This window comes from Aeromicrobium sp. JJY06 (assembly GCF_044069275.1).
GTDB classification, from domain to species: Bacteria; Actinomycetota; Actinomycetes; order Propionibacteriales; family Nocardioidaceae; genus Aeromicrobium; species Aeromicrobium tamlense.
Window position 1 is genome coordinate 89,816 of record NZ_JBIMRD010000001.1, and the last position, 20,637, is coordinate 110,452.

Sequence of the window (20,637 nt, forward strand, 5' to 3'; positions counted from 1 at the left end):
TGACAGTTCTCGCGGGAATCGGACACGACCGTCGGCCCTCAGCCCGCGCGGGCGAGAGCGACGTCGTGCCGGTGCTCATGACGGTGGCAGGCACTGCAGAGTCCGACGAGGTTCGCGAGGTCGGTCGGGCCACCGTCGGACCATCGCCGTCGGTGGTGGACGTGGTCGACGGTGTTCCGGCAGTGCTCGGTGGCGCAGCGACCGGCCTGCTGGAACCAGACCGCGTGGCGCTGCTTCGGCGTGGCGTCGCGATGACGGCGACCGACGTCGAGGACCGTGCGGTTGGCCTCGATCCGGTCGACGAGGACCGGCACCAGATCCGCCCCGCACGTGAGGTGGGCCAGCAGGTTCGGGCCCACACGGCCGAAGCCCTGCAGGACCGCGGGCTCGACCGGCTCGAACGCGCTGGCGGTGTCCGGCGCGAGGGCACGCTGGAGCGTGCCGGCGTCGACCACGACGTGCACCTGCGGACGGACGGTGCCGTCGGTGGGCAGACCCTCGGCCAGCACCCGGGTGAGCACCAGATCGAGTCCGTCGATGCGCCGCTGCGACGCCGTGCGCCGGTCGCCGGCCTCGCGCGGCACCGCGACGGCGTCGAGCACGGCCTGCAGCTTCGCGCCGACCTCGATGGGCAGGAACCCCGTGACGTGCCAGCCGTCGGGCAGCGGGTTCAGGCTGAGGTGCGCCTTGTCGGCGCCGGCGATCCAGGCCTCGTCCAGCTCCTCGGGGTGCACGACCGAGCGCAGTCGGTCGACGAGCGACTTCACTCGCGACGGCGGGTGGAGCTCGGCCACGGCGACGAGGTGCGCCTCGACACGGCGGACCTCGGCCTCGTCGACGTGGGCCAGCGCGAAGGAGAACCGCGCGACGTGCTCGGACGAGACCCGCCCGGCGCGGGCGGCCTCGCCCACCGCCGGCAGCTCGCGCATCGTGACGCCGGCGCGGATCAGCTGGCGCGTGCGGCGGGCGTCCTGGCGCAGCTCGCGGCGCGCCCAGGTGGTGGTGCTGGAGGCGTCCTCGGCGACGAAGGCCTTCGTCCGGTCGATCTCCTCGAGCCGCTCGGCGAGGGCCGCCTCGGCGGCGTCACGCAGGGCCGCCAGCGCGCGAGCCTCGTCGGACACGGAGCACGTCACCGACTGGAGCGCGGACGCGCAGCGGCGCATGACCTCGACCAGCTCCGCGTCCCCCGACTGCATGCGTCGATCCTATCGCTCATATGTTCGATTCGTGCGTTCTTTCTCCTGCCGTCTCAATACGCGGACATCGCCCGCCTGCGCTGAGCGCACACCGGCCGTTCGCGCCTCACGAGCCACTCTGGCAGGCTCGCTGGTGAACCCCCGAAGCAAGGAGACAGCCGTGCAGCAGGTCAAGGGCGTCATCGCCCGCGCGAAGGACGCGCCGGTCGAACTGGTCACCATCAACGTCCCCGATCCGGGCCCGGGCGAGGCCGTGGTGACGATCCAGGCGTGCGGCGTCTGCCACACCGACCTGCACTACCGTCAGGGCGGCATCAACGACGAGTTCCCGTTCCTGCTGGGCCACGAAGCAGCCGGCGTCGTGGAGTCGGTCGGCGAGGGCGTCACCGAGGTCGCGCCCGGAGACTTCGTGGTCCTCAACTGGCGCGCGGTCTGCGGCCAGTGTCGCGCGTGCAAGCGCGGCGACCTCCAGTACTGCTTCGCCACGCACAACGCCAAGCAGAGGATGACGCTCGAGGACGGCACCGAGCTCTCCCCCGCCCTGGGCATCGGCGCGTTCATCGAGAAGACCCTCGTCGCCGCCGGTCAGTGCACCAAGGTCGACCCCGAGGCCCGGCCCGCCGCGGCCGGCCTGCTGGGCTGCGGCGTCATGGCCGGCATCGGGGCGGCCATCAACACCGGCGCCCTCACCCGCGGACGCTCCGCCGCCGTCATCGGCTGTGGCGGCGTCGGCGTCGCCGCGGTCGCGGGTGCGGCCCTGGCCGGAGCCAGCCCGATCATCGCCGTGGACATCGACCCGGCGAAGCTCGAGGCGGCCACCAAGATGGGCGCCACCCACACCGTCGACTCGTCGAGGGTGGACCCGGTCGAGGAGATCAAGCGCATCTGCGCCGAGACCTACGAAGGCGCCGAGGGCGCGGACGTCGTGATCGAGGCCGTCGGTCGCCCCGAGACCTGGAAGCAGGCCTTCTACGCCCGTGACCTCGCCGGCACCGTGGTCCTCGTCGGCGTCCCGACGCCCGACATGACCGTTCCCGAGCTGCCCCTGATCGACGTCTTCGGACGCGGCGGCGCACTCAAGTCCAGCTGGTACGGCGACTGCCTGCCCAGCCGCGACTTCCCGATGCTCATCGACCTGTACCGCCAGGGTCGCCTCGACCTCGACGCGTTCGTCACCGAGGAGATCGGCATCGAGGACGTGGAGGCCGCGTTCGAGAAGATGCACCACGGCGACGTCCTGCGCTCGGTGGTGGTGCTCTGATGGGCGCGCGCCTCGACTACGGCGTCGTCTCGGGCACCTTCAGCCTGGACGGCGAGACGTTCGACGTCGACAACAACGTGTGGATCGTGGGCGACGACAGCGAGTGCGTCCTGATCGACGCGCCGCACGACGTCGACGCGATCCTGCACCTGATCGGCCGTCGCACCCTCACGGCGATCGTGCTGACGCACGCGCACGACGACCACTGCCGCATCGCGCCCGAGCTGCGCGAGCGCACCGGTGCGCCGATCTGGTTGAACCCGGAGGACCGCCCGCTGTGGGAGCTCACGCACCCCGACGCCACCTGGGACGAGGACCTCGTCGACGGCACGGAGATCACGGTCGCCGGCACCACGCTGCGCGCGATCCACACGCCGGGCCACGCGCCGGGCGCGACGTGCCTGCTGGCGGAGGAGCTGGGCTGCGTCTTCACCGGCGACACCCTGTTCCACGGTGGGCCGGGCGCGACGGGTCGCTCGTACAGCGACGTCGACGTCATCCGCGCCTCGATCACCGAGAGGCTGTTCACGCTGCCGCCCGAGACCGTCGTGCACACCGGCCACGGCCAGGACACCACCATCGGCGCGGAGCGCGACCGGACGTAGGTCTCGAGAGGGCGGTGAGCCCTCAACCCTTCCCGCCCGGCCGCGGTCAGCCGTCAACCGAACGAGGCCCTCTTTCGGTTGACGGCTGACCGGAGGGTGCGCGGAAGGGTTGACCTCTCACCGCCCACCAGCGTGACCCAGAGGGGGCGGACCCTAGTCTGGGCGCGTGAACGCGCGCCTCGGACTGCTGCAGGTCTGCGCGGCGGGCGTGCTGTGGGGCACGGGCGGCCTCGTCGTCACCGTCCTGCACGAGCGCGACGGCGTCGGTGCGATGACCGTCAGCGCGTGGCGCATGCTCATCGCGGCGGTCGCGCTGGTCGCGTTCGTGGTGCTGACGAGGCGCCTCGGGTCGGTGCGCACCGTCCTGCGTGAGCACCCCGTGACCGCGATCGTCATCGGCTGCGGCACCGCGATCTACCAAGGCCTCTACTTCGTCTCGGTGCTCATGGTCGGCGTCAGCGTGGCGACCGTGGTCTCCCTCGGACTGGCTCCCGTCCTCGCCGCGACGTGGGAGCACCTGCGCGCGAGGACCCGACCCGGCGTGCGCGACGTCGCGGTCCTCGCGGCCGCGCTGACCGGTCTCGTGCTGATCAGCGCGACCGCCGGGCACGGGACCGCCGCCCCCGCCGACCGTCCCGTGCTGGGGCTCGTGCTCGCCGTCGCCGCGGGCGCCACCTACGCCGCCACCACGGTGCTGGGCCACGTGCTGGCGCCGCGTCTCGAGCCCGTCGCCCTCACCACGTGCGCCACCGGTGCGGGTGCGGTGCTGCTGGCACCGTTCCTCGTGCTGGCCGTCGCCTCGGGCGAGCCGGTGGCCGGCACCTCCCCCGGGTCGCTGGCGCTGCTGGCCTACCTCGGCATCGCCACGATGGCGCTGTCCTACGGCCTGCTCTACGCGGGCCTGCGCACCACGTCGGGCTCGGCCGCCACGGTGGCCACCCTCGTCGAGCCGATCTCGGCCGCCGCGCTCGCCGCGGTGGTGCTGGGAGAGCGGCTCGGACCGGCCGGCCTCGTCGGGGCGGTGCTCATCCTGTGCGCCGTGGTCGCGCTGCGCCCCGAGGAGGACCAGCCGGTCGCGGCCTGACCTACTCCGCGACGGCCAGCCGGCCGAAGGCGCTGCGGTGGAACAGCAGCGGTCCCCCGTCGACGCGGTGGTCGACCGCGTGCAGCTCGAGCAGCACGAGGACGTGGTCACCGGCCTCCACCTCCCGGTGGATCGTCGTGTCGAACGTGGCCATGCCGTCGTCGACGAAGATCGCCCCCTCGGGGCTGACGCTGTACTCGATCCCCTCGAAGCGCTGCTCCACCGGGCCCGCGAGCTGCCGGCACAGGGGTCCGTGATGGCTGGCCAGCACCGTGACGCCGAGCCGCTCGGCCCGGCGCAGGTCGGGCCAGGTCTTCGACGTGGCGGCCAGGTTGATGGAGACGAGTGGCGGGTCGAGGCTCACGCTGGTGAAGCTGCTGGCCGCGAGGCCGACGGGCTCGCCGTCGACCTCGGCGGCCACCGCCACCACGCCCGTGGGGAAGTTCCCGAACGCCGACCGCAGGCGCCCCGCGTCGAGGTCCTGGTTCGTGGGGAAGAACGCGGTCATGCGACCGCCTGCAGGAGGCCCCGCACGACGGGCCGGGTGGCCTCGAGCCACGGCTCGTACGCGCCGGGGTCGCCGTACTGGGAGTCCAGGACGAACAGGCCCCGGCCCGGGACCGTGGCGCCGAGCTCGGTGAGGACCGGCCGCAGCGTGAGCTCGGGCGCGAGCGCGTGGCCCGGGCCGGCGCCGAGCAGCAGCGGCACCGCCAGCCCGCGCAGTCCCGTGCCGCCGGCGAACCGGTCGAGGAACACCTTGAGCAGTCCCGTGTAGGTCCCCTTGTAGGTCGGCGAGGCCACGACCACGAGGTCGGCCCCACCGACCTGCGCGACGAGCTCGGTCACCTCGGCGGAGCCCCCGTCGAGGACGGCCGGGCCGAGGGTGGCGAGGTCGACCACGAGGTCGGGCTCGCCGCCCGTGAGCTCGCGCGCCACGTGCGTGGCGGCCGAGAGCGTGCGCGAGGCAGCCTTCGGGTTGCCCACGACCACGGCCGTGCGGACGGCGTCTCCGTACTCAGACGCTCTGCTGTTCTCAGACACTCTGCTGTCCTCAGACACTCTGCTGTCCTCAGACACTCTGTCGTTCTCAGACACTCTGTCGTTCTCAGACAACGTGAGCCTCCTGCTGCGCCTCCGCGCCGTACAGCGAGTTCGGACGGGACAGCCCGAAGTGGTCGCGCAGCGTGGATCCGGTGTACTCGGTGCGGAAGAGGCCGCGATCCTGGAGGATCGGGACGACCTTCTGCGTGAACTCCTGCAGCAGCTGCGGGTACAGCGGCGGCATGACGTTGAAGCCGTCGGCGGCGCCGTTCTGGAACCACTCGGTGATGATGTCCGCCACCTGGGTGGGCGTGCCGGCGACGACGTGGTGGCCGCGCGCGCCGGCCAGCCGGTGCAGCAGCTCGCGCAGCGTCAGGCGGTCGCGCTCGACGATGTTGGCGATCACCTGCAGGCGGCTGCGGTTGTTGTCGAGGACGTCGCCGGCCTGGCCGAAGACGTCGAGCGGCACGGGCTCGTCGAGCTCGAGGTGTGCCAGCGAGACGCCGGCCAGTCCCTCCAGCTGCGCGATGCCGTAGGCGGGCACGGTCAGCGAGTTCACGTACCGCTGGAGCTCCTCGGCCTCGGCCTGCGTGTCGGCCACGAAGGGGCTGAGGCCGGGCAGGATCTTCACGTCGTCGGGCGAGCGGCCGAACGCCGCCGCGCGCGACTTGATGTCGGCGTAGAACGCCTGCGCGTCGCCGAGCGTCTGGTGGGCGGTGAAGATCGCCTCGGCGTTGCGGCCGGCGAAGGCGCGACCGTCGTTCGACGATCCGGCCTGCACGTAGACCGGACGACCCTGCGGCGAGCGCGGCTGGGACAGGGGCCCCTCCACCTGGAAGTGGTTGCCGACATGGTGGATCGAGTGGACCTTCTCGGGGTCGAAGAAGCGTCCCGACTCGCGGTCGGCCAGGACGGCGTCGTCCTCCCAGCTGTCCCAGAGCTTCGTGACGACGTCGATGAACTCCTGCGCCCGGATGTAGCGCTCGGACGCGCTGGGCAGCGCGGACAGGCTGAAGTTCCGCGCGACCGCCTCGGACTGGGTGGTCACGATGTTCCAGCCGGCGCGGCCGCGCGAGATCGTGTCGAGCGAGGAGAACAGCCGCGCGAGGTTGTACGGGTCGTAGAACGTGGTCGACGCGGTGGCGATCAGGCCGATCCGCTCGGTCCGCGCCGCGATCGCCGCGAGCCGCGTGATCGGCTCGAGGTGCCCGGCGGGCCGGAACGGGGTGGCCGCCCACAGGCCCGGGGCGTCGGCGAAGAAGATCGCGTCGAACTTCGCCTCCTCCGCGATCTGCGCGTTGGTGGTGTCGAAGTCGATGTCGTGGATGCGGTCGACGGCCGAGTCGGGGTGCCGCCACGAGGCCTCGTGGTGGCCGGTGTCGTGCAGGAAGGCGTTGAGGCTGAGCTGACGAGTCATGGGGATCTCTCTTCCGGGAGGAGGGGTCAGAGGGCGCGCCACCGCGAGAAGCGGCGCTCGAGGGCGACGAGTCCGTAGTTCACGGCCACGCCGATGAGGGAGGTGGTGAGGATCGCGGCGTACATCTTCGGGATGAGGAAGTTGAACTGCGCGTAGTTGATGAGGAAGCCCAGGCCGGCGTCCGCGCCGATCATCTCGGCGGCGATGAGCACCAGGATCGCGGCGGCGCCCGAGATGCGGATGCCGGTGAAGATCGTGAGCACGGCCGCCGGGAAGGCCACCTTGCGGAACGTGGCGACGGGCGAGAGCCCGAGCACCCGCGCCGACCGGAGCAGCTGCGGGTCCACGCTGGACACGCCCGCGATCGTCGACAGCAGGATCGGGAAGAAGCAGGCGTAGAGGACGATCGCGATCTTCGAGGTCTCCCCCAGCCCGAGCAGCAGGATGAACACGGGCAGGATCGCCAGCGCCGCGGTGTTGCGGAACAGCTCGAGCGACGGGGTGAAGAACTCGCGCACGGGGCGGTACCAGGCGATCGCGGCCCCCAGCGGGATCGCGATGACGATCGCCAGGGCGAAGCCGATCACCGAGCGCTGCAGGCTCGCCGAGACGTGGCGCCACAGCTCGCCGTCGAGCACCATCGACCACCACTCCTGCAGCACGACGTGCAGCGGCGGGATCGAGTACGCGTCCACCAGCCCGATGCGCGGAGCGAGCTCCCACACCAGGGCGAGGGCGACGAGGCCGGCGGCGCCCCGAGCGACGGCCACCGCACGGTCGCGGCCGGGCGAGGCGGCACGGGCCTTGGCGGCCTCCTCCTGGCGGGGGTTGGGCCGCGCGGCGGTCCGCTCGGTCAGCAGGTCAGACATGGGCCAGCTCCTTCGCGGCGGTCTTCTCGCGCAACAGCGACCAGATGTGGTGCCGGTGCTCGGTGAACGCGGGCGTCGCGCGGACGTCCTCGTCGTGGGCGCCCGACCGGTCGAGGTCGATCGTGACGATCTCCTTGATCCGCCCGGGGCGACCGCTCATGACGGCGACGCGCTGGCCCAGGAACACGGCCTCCTCGATGTCGTGCGTGATGAACACGACCGTCGTGCCGGTGTGCTCCCAGATCCGGACGAGCTCCTCCTGGAGGCGCTCGCGGGTCTGGGCGTCGAGCGCGCCGAACGGCTCGTCCATCAGCAGGACCTGCGGCTGGTACGAGAGGCTGCGCGCGATGGCCACGCGCTGCTTCATACCGCCCGAGAGCTCGTGCGGGTAGCGGTTCGCGAACTCGCCCAGGCCGACCAGGTCGAGGTACTCGCGGGCGGTCGCGGCCCGCTCGGCCTTCGACAGTCCGCCCTTGGCCTCGAGGGCGAACTCGATGTTCGCCGCGGCCGAGCGCCACGGCAGCAGGGTGTACTGCTGGAAGACGACGCTGCGGTCGAGGCCGGGGCCCGTGATCGGCGTGCCGTCGACCGTGACGGTGCCGGACGTCGGTGTCGCGAGTCCCGAGATCAGGTCGAGCACGGTGGACTTGCCGCAGCCCGAGGGGCCGACGAGGGTCAGGAACTCCCCCGCCCGGATGTCCAGGTCGAGCCCGTCGAGCGCGACGAACTCGCGCGGTTTCCTGTCCTCGTCGCCGCGGACCCAGAAGGTCTGGCCGACGTTCCTCAGCTCGATGCGTGAACTCATGGCTGCCTCCTCAGGCGTTCGGGTTGAGCTCGTTGGTGTAGACGTCGGAGATCTTCAGCTTCTTGGCGTCGATGTCGCCGCGGCTGTCGAGCCAGTCGACCCAGCGGGAGATGTCCTCGTCGTGGATGACGGGCTTGGCGTCGATGCCGAGCGTGCCGGGGAAGTTGGTCTTGATCGGCTCGATGTAGTCGCCGTAGCCCTCCTTCTCCAGGTACGGGAAGTAGACGTCGAAGACCTCCTGCTTGTCGTGGGTCTCGATGAACTCGATCGCCGCGGCGACGCCCTCGACGAGCTGGCGTGAGGTGTTCGGGTTCTTCTCGATGAACTCGTTGCGCAGCGTCAGCCCGCCGCCGGCGTACGGGGCACCGACGACGTCGATGTCGCGGTGCAGCGTGCGGATCTCGTACTGCGCCTCGGTCTGGCGCTTGCCCAGGAAGCTGACGACGGCGGCGTCGATCTTGCCGCTGCCGAGGGCCTCGGGGATGTTGAGCGGCGGCAGCGGGACGAGCGTGACCTTGTCCTGCTCGGCTTGGCTGAGGCCCTCCTGGTCGAACCACGTGTCCAGCACGGCCTCGGCGTTCGCGCCGAGCGTGTTGACGGCGATCTTCTTGCCGACGAGGTCCTTCGCGTCCTGGATCGGCGACTCGTCGAGGACGACGAGCTGCGAGTTCGTGGTCTCGTTCGAGCCGTAGAACGGGATGACCGCCTTGATCGGCGCGCCCGTGGCCACGAGCTGGGCGATCGCGCCGTAGAAGGCGGAGCCGCCGATGTCGGTCTGGTTCGAGACGAGCGCCTGGAGGGCCTGCGGGCCGCCCGTGACGTCGCCGACCCGCTTGAGCGTCAGGCCCTCGAACTCGCCGAGCGCGTCGGCGAGCAGGAACGCGTCGACCGCACCCGCGTAGCTCTGGTAGCGGATCGTGGTCTCCTCCTTCCCCGAGTCCGCGCCGGCGCTGCCACAGGCGGTCAGGCTCGTCGCGGCGAGCGCGGCGGCCGCGGCGACGACCAGGGTGCGGAGGAACCGGTGGGAACGGACGTGAGTCATGAGTGCCTTCTTCTCGTGAGGGGCGCTGTTGCGTGTCGACGACGCTACGAACGCCGGCACCGGGTCCGGCCCCATCTCACGACGCGGGAGATCACCCGACAGGCGTCGCCGATCACGTAGCGTCGCCCGTCAACGGGGAGGTGAGCATGCGACTGGAGCAGCTCGAATACGTCAGGGCGGTGAGCGAGCAGGGCTCGCTGCGTCGCGCCGGGGAGCACCTGCACGTGTCGCTGCCGGCGCTCAGCGAGGCGGTCACCAAGCTCGAGCGCGAGCTCGGCGTGACGCTCGTCGACCGGCACCGCTCGGGCACCCGCATCAACGGCACGGGACGGGAGCTGCTGCCGCGGATCCTCGAGGTCCTCGACGCCGTCGACCGGCTGCGCGCGGCCGCTCGCGGCGAGTCGCAGTTCCACCGGCCCACGCGCGTCGGCAGTGTCTACTTCGGCGTCACCGCGCTCGTCCTGCCGGCGCTGCGAGGGCACGAGCTCGACCACGAGCACACCTCGGTCGACCTGCGCCAGCTGCGTCACGGCGAGGTCCGCGACGGCCTGCGCGACGGCTCGCTCGATCTCGGCCTCGTGACGCTGCTGCCCGGCGACGACGTGCACCCCGACCTCGTCGCGACCGAGCTGTTCCACGGCCGGCCGGTGGCGGTGCTGCCCGCCGACCACCCGCTCGCGGAGCGCGCCACCGTCACCGTCGACGACCTGCGCCAGGAGGTCTTCGTCGGCGCCCGCCCCGGCTACCTGATGCACCGCGTGGCGCACCGCGTCTTCGGCGACTCGCCGCCGTTGAAGTGGCACACCGCCGACAGCGCCGATGTGTGCCAGCAGATGGTCTCCTCGGGGATCGGCGTCTCGCTCATGCCCGACTTCACGTCCTTCGACCTGCGCGAGGCGAGCACGCGGCTCGCGTTCCGCCCCATCGAGGACGAGGGCACCGTGATCCGGATGGCCCTGCTGCGCCGCCGCGGCGCCCGGCCGACGAAGGCGGCGCAGGACCTCCACGACCTCCTCGTGCACCACGCGACGCGGTACGTCAGCGAGCCGGCCTGACGCCGAGCGCTCCCGTCGTCCGCGGGCTGTGAGACTGGCGGCATGGACACCCTCACGCTGGACGGCCGCACCTTCGCGCTCGAGCGCGCCGCCGAGCCGGACGTGCCCGGCATCGTCGCGCTGCTGACCGACGACGAGATCGGCGCGGGCCGCGAGTCGGTGGATCTCGCGCCCTACGTCGAGGCGTTCCGCGAGGTCGATCGCGACGACGCCCACCTCCTGGTGGTGGTCCGCGACGACGACGGCGCGCTCGTCGCGACGATGCAGCTGACCCTGCTCCCCGGACTGTCGCGCGGCGGGGCGAAGCGGCTGCTGATCGAGGCGGTCCGCGTGGCGTCGTCGACCCGCGGCTCGGGACTCGGACGCGCCCTGATCGGCTGGGCCCACGCGTGGGGCGAGGCCCGCGGAGCCACCCTCGCGCAGCTGACCTCGGACAAGCGGCGCACCGACGCCCACCGCTTCTACGAGTCCCTCGGCTACACGGCGAGCCACGAGGGGTTCAAGCGGCCCTTGGAGTTCGACGCGCCCTGACGGGGGACGGATCTCGGTACCGAGACGTCGTCGGGGCGACCGCAACGTCGAAAGATCAGTCCCCACCGGACGCGCGCGCCGGACGGCTTCGCTGTCGGACCCACGTGCCACAGTGGCCCCGTGCGTCTCCGGTCCGTGCTGCTCTCGCTGCTCCTCGTCCCGCTCGCGGGGTGCGAGCTGCTCGACCTCGTCGAGTCCGCGGGCGACGACGCCGCGGTCGCGCCGGCGCCCACCCTCGAGCCGGCCGAGGCGCGCTCGGCGCTCGACGCCCTGCGCACCGTCGACCGCCGCCCGCGCGTGCCTGCCTACGACCGCGAGGCCTTCGGTCCGGCGTGGCGGGACGTCGACCGTAACGGCTGCAACCAGCGCGACGACGTGCTGCTGCGCGACGCGGTGCCGGGCACCGTCGTCGTCCAGGTGCAGCGCTCGTGCCCGCACGACGTGATCGCGGGGACGTGGACGGACCCGTACCACGGCACGCGCCTGGAGTTCGACGACCTCAAGGACCAGCGTCAGGCCCAGGCGATCCAGATCGACCACGTCGTCCCGCTCGCCGAGGCCTGGGTCTCGGGCGCGCACGCGTGGAGTGCCGAGCGACGCTCACGGTTCGCGAACGACCTGCCGTCGCTCGTGGCGGCGGACGGCCCGACGAACGCCTCGAAGGGCTCGCAGGACCCCGCCGGTTGGCGACCGAAGGCCGCCTTCCAGTGCGCCTACGCCACCCGCTGGATCGACGTGAAGCAGCGCTGGGACCTCGCCGTCGACACGAGCGAGGCCCGCGCCCTGGCCTCAATGCTGGACACCTGCCCCACGCCGTCGCCCGCCTGACGCCCTCCGCCGGCGCGGCGGTCAGACGGTGACCGGCGCGCAGGCCGCCGCGGTGGCGACGAGGCGGTCGATGTCGAGGGACGCCGGAGTCGGGCGGGGGTCGTCCACGACGACCCACACCCCGGCTTCGCGGCGGTACTCGGCCGCGCGCTCCCCCGCCACCCAGGCGCGCACGCCGGACAGGAGGCGCTCGACGTCCTCGGCGCGGCTGCCCACCCCGATGCTCGCCCGGACCGCGCCGTCGCCCCAGCCGAGGCGGTCGAGCAGCGGGTGCGCGCAGAAGCGACCGTCGCGCACCGACACACCGTGCTCGGCCGCCAGGAACGCCGCCAGCAGACCCGGATCGACTCCCTCGAGGCGGAACGTGACCACGCCGATCGGCTCGGCCGAGTCCGACCAGATGCGCGCGACGTCCACGCCGGGCAGCTCCCGCAGTCCGTCGACCAGCCGCGACCGCAGCGCGGCCTCGTGCGCGGCCACCGCGTCGGACTCGAGCGACGACAGCGCCTCCGCGGCCGCGGCCAGCGCGACCGCGCCGACGAGGTTCGGCGTGCCCGCCTCGTGGCGCGCGGGGCCGTCGGTCCACTCGACGTCCTCGTCGGTGATCCGCCGCACGGCGCCGCCACCGGCGAGGTACGGCTCGATGCCCTCGAGCCAGTCGCGACGACCCACGAGCGCACCCGCGCCGAACGGGGCATGCACCTTGTGGCCGGAGAAGGCGACGTAGTCGACACCCGACTCGGCCAGCGAGAGCGACCGGTGGGCCAGCAGCTGCGCGCCGTCGACGAAGACCCGCGCGCCGTACCGGTGGGCGAGGTCGACGACCGCGTCGATCGGCAGTGACTCCCCCGTGACGTTCGAGGCGCCCGTGACCGACAGCAGGCTGATCTGGCGACGCGACAGCACCGAGGCGAGCGCCTTCAGGGTGGCACCGACGGTGGCCTGGACCCCGAGCACCTCGCAGCCGCCGAGGGTGCGCCGCCACGGCAGCAGGTTCGCGTGGTGCTCCACGTCGAGCACCAGCACCCGCCCGGGCACCGCGCCCGCCAGCAGGTTGGTGGCATCGGTGGTGTTGCGCGTGAAGATCGTGACGTCGGCGGACCGCGCGCCGACGAACGAGCCGACGGCCTCGCGCGCCTGCTCGTACAGCGCGGTCGACACCTGCGAGGCGTAGCCGGCGCCGCGGTGGACGCTGGCGTACCAGGGCAGCACGGCGTTCACGCGCTCGGCGACGGAGGCCAGCGCGGGCGCGCTGGCCGCGCCGTCGAGATTGACGTGACGCACCGACCGGCCGTCGACGAGGGGCACGGTGACGTCGGCGCCCACGAGGGGCAGCAGCGGGCAGTCGGCGTGGGACAGGACAGACGACATGGAGGACCTCCGGGGTGACTCGCGCTTGCCCCGGCCGGTCGGCCGAGGCCCGGTCCTCACCCGGAGCACCCCGCCGCGACGGAGGGTTGCCGACCAGCAAGCCGGGGCTGTGCGTCGAGGACGCGGCTGGCACTCGTGACCGTGGGCGAGAGCCTGCCAGTCGGCTCGGACTACCACGACAAATCTCATCATGCGGACGTCGTCCCAATAATTGAGATCGTCATTCGACGCGCTCACCGACCGACAGGATCACCATCAGCGCCCGGGATCCGACCCGCGCCGATCTCGAGGAGGAGCCGCGTGGACACGTGGAACCTGGTGGCCCTGGCCGTGACCTTCGGCCTGTTCGCGGGCGTGTGGGTCCTGGGCCGCATCGGCGCGAACTTCGCCGTGCTGACGATCGGGGCGCTGGTCGTCGGCGCCGCCGTCGGCGTCGTCTTCCGCGACCACGTCGACTACCTCGCACCGCTCGGGCGGATCTACATCAACCTGCTGCTGGCGATCGTCGCGCCGCTGGTGATCGTGTCCATCCTGTCCAGCGTGACGTCGCTCGGCTCCACCGCGAAGCTCCGCACGATCGGCCTCTCGTCCACGGCGTGGCTGCTCGGCATGAACCTCATCGCCATCCTGCTGACGCTCGGGCTCACCCTCGAGCTGGGGATCGGCAAGAACGCCGACCTCGAGACCGCCGGCGTCGACACCCGCTCGCTCGACGAGATCCAGAAGCCGTTCGCCGAGGTCTTCATCGGGTTCTTCCCGACGAACATCGTCAAGGACGTCTCGGAGAACAACATCATCCCGATCATCGTCTTCACGCTGCTCGTCGCGGTGGCCACCGCGGTCGTCGCGGAGCGGTCGCCGAAGACGGTCGCGCCGTTCCTGAACCTCGTCGAGGCCGGCCGCCTCATCATCTACAAGGCCGTCGGCTACGTCATCGCCCTGACCCCCTACGCGGTCCTGGTGCTGACGGCGGGCGCTGCCTCCTCCGCGGTCGGCCGCCGCGACCAGCTGCTCTCGCTGCTGGGCCTGCTGGTGGTCGGCTACGTCGCCTGCTTCGTGCACACGTTCGTCGTGAACGCGGTGATCCTGCGCAGCGCCGCCCACGTGAGCCCGCTCGCGTTCTTCCGCAAGATCTTTCCGGCACAGAGCACCGCGTTCACGACGCAGAGCAGCGCCGGCACCCTGCCCGTCACCACCACGGTGCTGACCCAGCGCGTGGGCGTCCCGTCCGACGTCGCCGGCTTCACCGCGCCGCTCGGCACCACGATCGGCATGCCGGGCTGCGCCGGCATCTGGCCGATCATGCTCGCGGTCTACGCCATCAACGGCCTCGGACTGTCCTACGGGCTGGCGGACTACGCGCTGCTCGTCGTGCTGTGCCTCCTGGTGTCGATCGGCACCGCCGGCGTCCCCGGCACCGCCACGATCGTGGCCACCACCGTGCTCACCGCGGCCGGCCTGCCGCTCGAGGTCGTCATCCTCACGCTGCCGATCAGCGCGATCGTCGACATGGCGCGCACGATGACCAACGTCACCGCCGCCGCGGTCGCGGCCACCGTGGTGGCTCGCCGCGTCGGACGTCTCGACGACGACGTGTTCGCCGGCCGCAAGGAGGCCGTCGTCCCGCACGAGGCCTCGGCCAAGGAGCGCCTCGAGGCCGCGGTCGGCGAGATCCCCGTGGCCCGTGGCGTCCCCGTCGGCGCCTGCTCGATCGACGACCGTCCCACCGAGCGCCGTCCGCTCGGCTCCACCCGCTGACCCCGCACCCCCCCCACCGAAGGAGTCCTCGTGACCTCGAAGTCCCTGCGCCTGCCCCGGCCGCTGCACCTGCTCCTGGCGTTCGCGCTCGCGACGACCATCCTGCTCTCCGGACAGGGCCTGCTCGTGCCCGCGAAGGCCGCGAGCATCACCTGGGTCGACGGCGGTGACGACCAGCCGTGCCTCAACGACGACATGGGTCGCGCCCTCGATGCCCTGCCCGCCGACCAGTGGTGCACGCCGATCAGCGGCTGCTACCAGGACGACGACGGCAAGTACGTCCTGCCCAGCCGGAAGACGGGCATCTGGCAGGGCAACCCGAACGACGTGAAGTACGCCGACGAGATCAAGGCCGAGCCGACTCCGAAGCCGACCGCCAAGCCCACGACGAAGCCGACCGCCAAGCCCGTCGCCAAGCCCACCGCGAAGCCGACGACCAAGCCGACGACGAAGAAGTCGGTCGACACGGGTGCGCCGACCACGACCACCGACAGCCTGGGTGTCGACGAGAACGAGGTCGTCGCCGAGGGCGCGCCGTCCGCGCCCGCCGCGCCGGTCCTGACGGTCGACGGCAAGGACGTCACGGTCACGTGGCAGGCCGGCCCCGACGCCGAGCTCGAGAGCGTCACGGGCTACGTCCTGCGCTTCAGCGGCGCCGACCCGGTGCAGCTCGACGCCGCGACCACGACCCACACGTTCTCCGACCTGCCCGACGGCACCTACCGCGCCGCGGTGCGCGCCGTGAACGAGGCCGGCGAGTCGCCGTCCTCCCCGCCGTCGGAGATCGCCACGGTCGGCAAGCCGGTCACCGAGGTCGTCGGCACGGTCGCCGTCACCGGTGACCTCGAGCCCGGCGCCGCGGTCACCGTGACCGGCACCGGCTTCGCCGCCGACGTCCCCGAGCTCACCCTCGAGCTGCACTCCACCCCGGTGGTCCTGGGCACGGTCGCCACCGACGCCAACGGCGGGTTCACGACCGCGGTCACGATCCCCGAGACGGTCGAGGCCGGCGAGCACTCGCTGGTCGTCCTCTTCGACGGCACCGAGATCTCCAGCACGCCGGTCGAGGTCGGCGGTGCCGAGGTGGCCGCGGCCGCCGCGGTGACCGAGGTCGCCGAGACCGTCCCGCCGCACACGGGCCTGGCCATCCTGGTCGTCCTCGCGCTGGCCGGCGTCGCGTCGCTCACGTGGCACGTGCTGACCGGCCGCCGTCGTGCGGCGCGCACGCGACTGGCGGAGGTGATCGCCTGACCACGGCGATGTGCAGGACGGCTGGATCGCCCGACATGCACACGCCCGGCGATCCAGCCCACCGACCCACGAGAACACTCCCCTGAACCGGCCTGCCCAGTGTGGCAGGAGAAAGCGACACCACCATGACCACCTCCCTCCGGCGCCCCGTGCGGCGCGGACTCGCGGCCGCCGCGGTCGGGGCCCTGACGGCCTCGCTGCTGGGCCTGGCGACGACCACCGCGCACGCCGCGGCGCCCGTCCCCTCCCTCGGCGTCACCGTGGACTACTTCGACGACGTGTACGACGACCTCGGCGCGAACAGCGTCTTCGAGACCGTGACGATCGAGCGCTTCGAGTACCTGCTGAAGAACCAGACCGGCAATATCGCCTTCTTCATCGGCGACCCGTCCGACCCGTCGAGCCAGGCCACGATCGCGCACGTCAACCGCGTGGCGAAGGCCCAGGGCATCTCGAAGGTCTACAACTTCACGCCCAAGCTCGATGGCGACACCCTGAACGTCTGGGACCTCAGCCGCTCCGGCCTCAACGAGGCCGGCCGCACGTTCTACGGCAACGTGGGCAACCGGCTGATCACCGACTACCTGAACAAGGACGCGCAGACCTCGTTCACGAAGAACGCGGCCATCGACCCGTACCTGTTCGTCTACAACAAGGACCGCGTCGACGGCGGTGTCGAGGACCGCATCGTCGCCGCGCTGGGCGGCGCCAAGACCGCAGCCGACCTCGACACCCCGACCGAGGTCGCGGCGTACGAGGACCAGGTCGAGGACGTGCTCGGCAGCGTCTCCAGCTACGCCACCAACACGAACTTCCAGTTCCAGAAGGACGAGGTCAACCGCCGCCACAGCGCGTCGTACCCCGCAGCGGAGACGCACGGCGGCCAGATCCTGACCGACGCCGACGGCACGGACGGCTTCCGGATCCAGACGCTCACCTACCCCGAGCTCATCCACCTGCTCGGCAAGCCCGGCGACATCCCGCTGCTGTTCGGCGGCACGTGGTGCCACAACACGCGCGCGATCATCAAGGACGTGAACGCGGACGCCCAGCAGTACGGCGTGAAGACGGTCTACAACTTCGACTTCTCGCTGTTCTCCACCGGCAACGGCGGCTCCGACCTCGGCCACATCCGCGACAACGCGGCCGCGACGACCGAGGACGGCACCCTGAAGGCGTCGCGTCCGTCGCACCTGTACGGCGACCTCGTGAACACGTACCTGCCGAACGCGTCCACGCAGTACCGCACGGCGCAGGACGTCGCCGACCTCGGCGGCGGCAGCGTCAACGCCGTCTCGTACTACCCCGGCGGCGACACGACCAAGGAGCTGCGCCAGGCGCGCAAGATCCAGGTCGGTCACGTGCTGACGTACAACAAGGACCACGTCGACGCGCTCGGCAACCCGGCTCCGGTCGTCGACCAGGCGATCCGTCGCAACGACGACGGCGGACACACCGAGCACATGACCGAGTGGTGGTACGTCGCCGGCCGTGATCTGGAGAAGGGCGACCCGACCCTCCGGGGCGCGCTGAACCCCACCAGCGAGACGGGCGCGAACTCCCTGCAGAGCCAGCGCGCGTTCGCCAAGGAGGCCATCGACGAGATCCACACGGTCTTCCGCGGGTTCGCGAAGCAGGCGCACGCCAGCACCACCACCGTGGCCGAGGTCGGCCCGGTCTCCGTCGGCGGCACGCCCACGCTCGACGTCTCGGTCGCCGCGGCCGGCTACGCGCCGTTCATCTCGCTGAACTCGGCCAACGCCAACACGCCGCTCGTCTCCGACACCGGCAAGCCGTCCGGCTTCGTCGCTGTCTTCGACGGTGGCCAGAAGGTCGGCCAGGCGCGTCTGAAGCGCAACGGCACCGCCTCGATCGTGCTCCCGGCCCAGCCGGCCGGCGAGACCGACCTGACGGTCCGCTACCTCGGTCGAGGCGACGTGATCGAGCCCTCGCAGGCGTCCGTCTCGTTCGCGGTCGCGGGCGATCCGTCCACCACGACGCTCAGCGTTCCGGCGTCGGTGACCCACGGCGCCGGCGGCTCGGTGACCGCCACGGTCACCGAGGGCGCCACCGGCTCGGTGCGACTCACCGGCCTGCCCGGCGAGCCGCTCACGGCCGCGATCGAGGACGGCACGGCCACCTTCACGGTGCCGGCCACCACGCCGGCGGGTCGCCACTCGCTCGTCGCGCGGTACACCGGTGACGACAAGTACGGCGCGTCCGACTCGGAGGCGACCGAACTGGTCGTGGCGAAGGCGAACGCCACGCTGAAGGCCACGGTCGCCGCGACCCGGTACGGCACGGCTGCGGTCGTCCGGACCACCGTCACCGGTCCCGCGGGCGTCACGCCCACCGGCACCGTCACGGTGACCACCGGCGGGACGTCGTACGTCGGTCGCCTCGACGCCGCGGGTCGCGCCGACGTCTCGCTGCCGCGCACCCTGACGCCGAAGGCCTACGCGCTGACGATCGTCTACGGCGGCAACGCCAACGTCCGGGCGGCCAGCACCACGGCGCGCGTGACGGTGGCCAAGGCGGCCGTGCGAGGCGTCTCGCTGAAGCCCCGCAAGACTGTTCGCGCCAAGAAGGCCACCGTCGCCACGGTGACCGTCACGACGCCGAGCGGCCTGGCCAAGGCGTCGGGCAAGGTCCGGATCGTGCTCAAGCGCGGCTCGAGCACGAAGACCGTCGTCGGCACCGTCCGCTCGGGCAAGGCCACGGTCAAGCTCCCGAGGCTGACGAAGGGCACGTGGAGCGCCAAGGTGTCGTACCTGGGCAACACGGCCTACGCCGGCAAGACCGCCAGCACGAAGATCAAGGTGAAGGGCTGACCGTCCCACACGAGCGAGGGCCCCGACCGGTGACGGTCGGGGCCCCTTCGCGTCTGGGGGACTCAGGCGGCGCGGGCCGCGAGGTCGGCGCCCGCGGACGTGGCGGCCTCCTCGGCCGTCTTGCGCATGATCGAGGCCATCTCGGTGAACTCGTCGAGGGCCGGGTTCACGCCGACGAGGGTGAACTCTCGCTCCACGACGGTCAGGTCGGCACCCCAGATGTCCACCAGGATCCGGCGCAGGAAGTCGGTGTTGTGGTCCCAGCCCTCGCGCGGGGTGCCGGGGCCGTAGGCGCCACCGCGGGTGGTCACCAGGACGGTCGGGGTGCCCTCGAGCAGGCGCGTGCCCTGCGGGGCGCCGGCCAGGGCGACGTCGATCCACGTCTTGGCGTGCTGGGAGATGCCGAAGTTGTAGAGCGGCATCGCGAGGACGGCGAGCGAGGCCTGCTGCAGCTCGTCGGCGACCTGCTCGGCGAGGGCGATCGCCTCGCGCTGGGCGGCGTTGCGGTCCTCCTCGGGCGTGTAGCTGCCGGCGATGGCACCGCTCCACACCTCGGCTCCGAGAGGATGCTGGCCGAGGTGACGGCGCACGACCGGGACCTCGGGCCGGGCGGCGGTGAACTCGTCGAGGACGAGATCGGCCAGCGCGCTGCTGGCGGACACCGGGCCCTGGATGCTGGCGTCGACACGAAGCAGGGTCATGCGGGTCTCCTTGAGTTGAATGTTCAAGTCGACCCTACGTCCAACCTGCTTGAACGTTCAAGCCCAGGGGGTATCCTGTTCTGCGTGACCTCCGACACTGCCCCCTCCGACACGACGGCATCCGTGCGCTGGCTGACGACCGAGCAGCAGGAGCAGTGGCGCGCCCTCTTCGGCCTCCTGTCGACGCTGCCGAGTGCCATCGACGCCCAGCTCAAGCGCGACGCGGGCGTGAACGCGTACGAGTACCAGGTGCTCGCGGCGCTGTCGCAGTCCCCCGGGCACACCATCGGACTCTCCGTCCTGGCCGAGGAGGCGCGCGGCTCGCTGTCGCGGCTCTCCCACGCCCTCACGCGCCTGGAGAAGGCCGGCTGGGTCGAGCGGTGCCCCGCCGCCGAGCCCGGCGGCCGCCGGATGCAGGCACGGCTCACCGAGACCGGCCTGGCCAAGATCGAGGCGATCGCACCCGGTCACGTGCGCGAGGTGCGCCGGCTCGTCATCGACGTGCTGACCGACGAGCAGCTCGCGGCCCTGGGCGACGCCGCCCGCGCGATCGCGGCCGTCGCGGGCGAGGGCGCCGAGACCTGCACCGAGGGCCCGGCCTGCTGAGCCTCCGGCACACGCATCTTGGTACCAAGGCGCCCCTGGGACGACCCGAAGGTCGGAGGATCCGTCCCACCTGCGGCGCATTCCACCCAGAAATGGAGAAGGCCCCCGATCCGAGGATCGGGGGCCTTTCTGCTGGTAGCCCCGACGGGATTCGAACCCGCGCTACCGCCTTGAGAGGGCGACGTGCTAGGCCGCTACACAACGGGGCCAGCAGTGAGAAACGCTACCAGATGCTCTCCAGTAGGTCCTCGCTGGGGTACTAGGACTCGAACCTAGAATGGCGGTACCAGAAACCGCTGTGTTGCCAATTACACCATACCCCATGGGGGTATCGGATCCCTGCCTCGCGGCAGCGCTCCGAACCAAGAGATGACTTTACCGGACA

The 20,637-nt window shown here is 71.8% G+C and carries 19 protein-coding genes, 2 tRNA genes and 1 riboswitch; of the genes, 10 read left to right on the plus strand and 11 right to left on the minus strand.

The features are described 5' to 3' along the window. Positions 1 to 38 precede the first annotated feature (38 nt). The gene (locus ACGWYL_RS00450; protein ID WP_395486130.1) at positions 39 to 1,196 is read right to left on the minus strand and encodes an HNH endonuclease; all 1,158 of its coding nucleotides are present in this window, start codon (positions 1,194 to 1,196) and stop codon (positions 39 to 41) included. A gap of 160 nt (positions 1,197 to 1,356) precedes the next feature. Between ACGWYL_RS00450 and ACGWYL_RS00455 the strand changes: the two genes are divergently transcribed. The 3 genes from ACGWYL_RS00455 to ACGWYL_RS00465 all read left to right on the plus strand — a co-directional run bounded on the left by ACGWYL_RS00455 (position 1,357) and on the right by ACGWYL_RS00465 (position 4,146). Further along, positions 1,357 to 2,457 (plus strand): S-(hydroxymethyl)mycothiol dehydrogenase, encoded by a 1,101-nt coding sequence (locus ACGWYL_RS00455; RefSeq protein WP_395486131.1) that lies wholly within the window; start codon positions 1,357 to 1,359, stop codon positions 2,455 to 2,457. Further along, complete coding sequence (locus tag ACGWYL_RS00460) at positions 2,457 to 3,062, plus strand: MBL fold metallo-hydrolase (protein ID WP_179423853.1); 606 nt, start codon at positions 2,457 to 2,459, stop codon at positions 3,060 to 3,062. Before ACGWYL_RS00455 ends, ACGWYL_RS00460 begins: the two co-directional genes overlap by 1 nt. A gap of 166 nt (positions 3,063 to 3,228) precedes the next feature. Beyond that, complete coding sequence (locus ACGWYL_RS00465; protein ID WP_395486132.1) at positions 3,229 to 4,146, plus strand: DMT family transporter; 918 nt, start codon at positions 3,229 to 3,231, stop codon at positions 4,144 to 4,146. 1 nt (position 4,147) lies between these two features. On the opposite strand, the gene ACGWYL_RS00470 is transcribed toward ACGWYL_RS00465, so the two are convergent. The 6 genes from ACGWYL_RS00470 to ACGWYL_RS00495 form a co-directional block, all read right to left on the minus strand. Then, entirely contained in the window at positions 4,148 to 4,654 is a 507-nt protein-coding gene (locus ACGWYL_RS00470) for a flavin reductase family protein (RefSeq protein ID WP_179423849.1), read from the minus strand. Then, positions 4,651 to 5,187 carry an NADPH-dependent FMN reductase gene (locus tag ACGWYL_RS00475; RefSeq protein ID WP_395486133.1) on the minus strand — a complete coding sequence of 179 codons (537 nt, stop codon included), beginning with the start codon at positions 5,185 to 5,187 and terminating at the stop codon, positions 4,651 to 4,653. The genes ACGWYL_RS00470 and ACGWYL_RS00475 overlap by 4 nt, the downstream gene beginning before the upstream one ends. A gap of 64 nt (positions 5,188 to 5,251) precedes the next feature. Next, the gene (locus ACGWYL_RS00480) at positions 5,252 to 6,604 is read right to left on the minus strand and encodes an LLM class flavin-dependent oxidoreductase (protein ID WP_395486134.1); all 1,353 of its coding nucleotides are present in this window, start codon (positions 6,602 to 6,604) and stop codon (positions 5,252 to 5,254) included. A gap of 26 nt (positions 6,605 to 6,630) precedes the next feature. Further along, complete coding sequence (locus ACGWYL_RS00485) at positions 6,631 to 7,473, minus strand: ABC transporter permease (protein ID WP_395486135.1); 843 nt, start codon at positions 7,471 to 7,473, stop codon at positions 6,631 to 6,633. Then, complete coding sequence (locus tag ACGWYL_RS00490) at positions 7,466 to 8,278, minus strand: ABC transporter ATP-binding protein (RefSeq protein ID WP_395486136.1); 813 nt, start codon at positions 8,276 to 8,278, stop codon at positions 7,466 to 7,468. Before ACGWYL_RS00490 ends, ACGWYL_RS00485 begins: the two co-directional genes overlap by 8 nt. 10 nt (positions 8,279 to 8,288) lie before the next feature. Then, positions 8,289 to 9,320, minus strand: a complete 1,032-nt coding sequence (locus ACGWYL_RS00495; protein ID WP_395486137.1) for an ABC transporter substrate-binding protein — start codon at positions 9,318 to 9,320, stop codon at positions 8,289 to 8,291. Positions 9,321 to 9,466: 146 nt separating this feature from the next. Here ACGWYL_RS00495 and ACGWYL_RS00500 point away from each other — a divergent pair, with 146 nt between their 5' ends. The 3 genes from ACGWYL_RS00500 to ACGWYL_RS00510 all read left to right on the plus strand — a co-directional run bounded on the left by ACGWYL_RS00500 (position 9,467) and on the right by ACGWYL_RS00510 (position 11,734). Continuing rightward, positions 9,467 to 10,375: a LysR family transcriptional regulator gene (locus tag ACGWYL_RS00500; protein ID WP_179423837.1), complete on the plus strand. Its 909-nt coding sequence runs from the start codon at positions 9,467 to 9,469 to the stop codon at positions 10,373 to 10,375. 42 nt (positions 10,376 to 10,417) lie between these two features. Next, entirely contained in the window at positions 10,418 to 10,906 is a 489-nt protein-coding gene (locus ACGWYL_RS00505) for a GNAT family N-acetyltransferase (RefSeq protein WP_395486138.1), read from the plus strand. Between the two features lie 120 nt (positions 10,907 to 11,026). Then, positions 11,027 to 11,734 carry an HNH endonuclease family protein gene (locus tag ACGWYL_RS00510; protein WP_179423834.1) on the plus strand — a complete coding sequence of 236 codons (708 nt, stop codon included), beginning with the start codon at positions 11,027 to 11,029 and terminating at the stop codon, positions 11,732 to 11,734. A gap of 21 nt (positions 11,735 to 11,755) precedes the next feature. Here the strand turns inward: ACGWYL_RS00510 and ACGWYL_RS00515 are convergent, their stop codons facing one another. After that, complete coding sequence (locus tag ACGWYL_RS00515) at positions 11,756 to 13,105, minus strand: aminotransferase class V-fold PLP-dependent enzyme (RefSeq protein ID WP_395486139.1); 1,350 nt, start codon at positions 13,103 to 13,105, stop codon at positions 11,756 to 11,758. 16 nt (positions 13,106 to 13,121) lie between these two features. After that, positions 13,122 to 13,246: riboswitch (SAM riboswitch) on the minus strand. Positions 13,247 to 13,405: 159 nt separating this feature from the next. On the opposite strand from ACGWYL_RS00515, the gene ACGWYL_RS00520 reads away from it, so the two are divergent. From ACGWYL_RS00520 to ACGWYL_RS00530, 3 genes are all read left to right on the plus strand, one after another. Further along, positions 13,406 to 14,863 (plus strand): dicarboxylate/amino acid:cation symporter, encoded by a 1,458-nt coding sequence (locus ACGWYL_RS00520; RefSeq protein ID WP_395486140.1) that lies wholly within the window; start codon positions 13,406 to 13,408, stop codon positions 14,861 to 14,863. 30 nt (positions 14,864 to 14,893) lie between these two features. Next, on the plus strand, positions 14,894 to 16,114 hold the full coding sequence (locus ACGWYL_RS00525) for a fibronectin type III domain-containing protein (protein WP_269302919.1): 1,221 nt from the start codon (positions 14,894 to 14,896) through the stop codon (positions 16,112 to 16,114). 125 nt (positions 16,115 to 16,239) lie between these two features. Further along, positions 16,240 to 18,945 (plus strand): Ig-like domain-containing protein, encoded by a 2,706-nt coding sequence (locus ACGWYL_RS00530; RefSeq protein ID WP_395486141.1) that lies wholly within the window; start codon positions 16,240 to 16,242, stop codon positions 18,943 to 18,945. A 62-nt stretch (positions 18,946 to 19,007) separates the two neighbouring features. Here the strand turns inward: ACGWYL_RS00530 and ACGWYL_RS00535 are convergent, their stop codons facing one another. Further along, positions 19,008 to 19,646, minus strand: coding sequence for an FMN-dependent NADH-azoreductase (locus ACGWYL_RS00535; RefSeq protein ID WP_395486142.1), 639 nt, complete (start codon positions 19,644 to 19,646; stop codon positions 19,008 to 19,010). An 84-nt stretch (positions 19,647 to 19,730) separates the two neighbouring features. Here ACGWYL_RS00535 and ACGWYL_RS00540 point away from each other — a divergent pair, with 84 nt between their 5' ends. Beyond that, positions 19,731 to 20,252, plus strand: coding sequence for a MarR family winged helix-turn-helix transcriptional regulator (locus ACGWYL_RS00540; protein ID WP_269302922.1), 522 nt, complete (start codon positions 19,731 to 19,733; stop codon positions 20,250 to 20,252). A gap of 133 nt (positions 20,253 to 20,385) precedes the next feature. Here ACGWYL_RS00540 and ACGWYL_RS00545 read toward each other — a convergent pair. Further along, a tRNA-Glu gene (locus tag ACGWYL_RS00545) sits at positions 20,386 to 20,461 on the minus strand. Positions 20,462 to 20,503: 42 nt separating this feature from the next. Then, a tRNA-Gln gene (locus tag ACGWYL_RS00550) sits at positions 20,504 to 20,575 on the minus strand. Positions 20,576 to 20,637 lie beyond the last annotated feature (62 nt).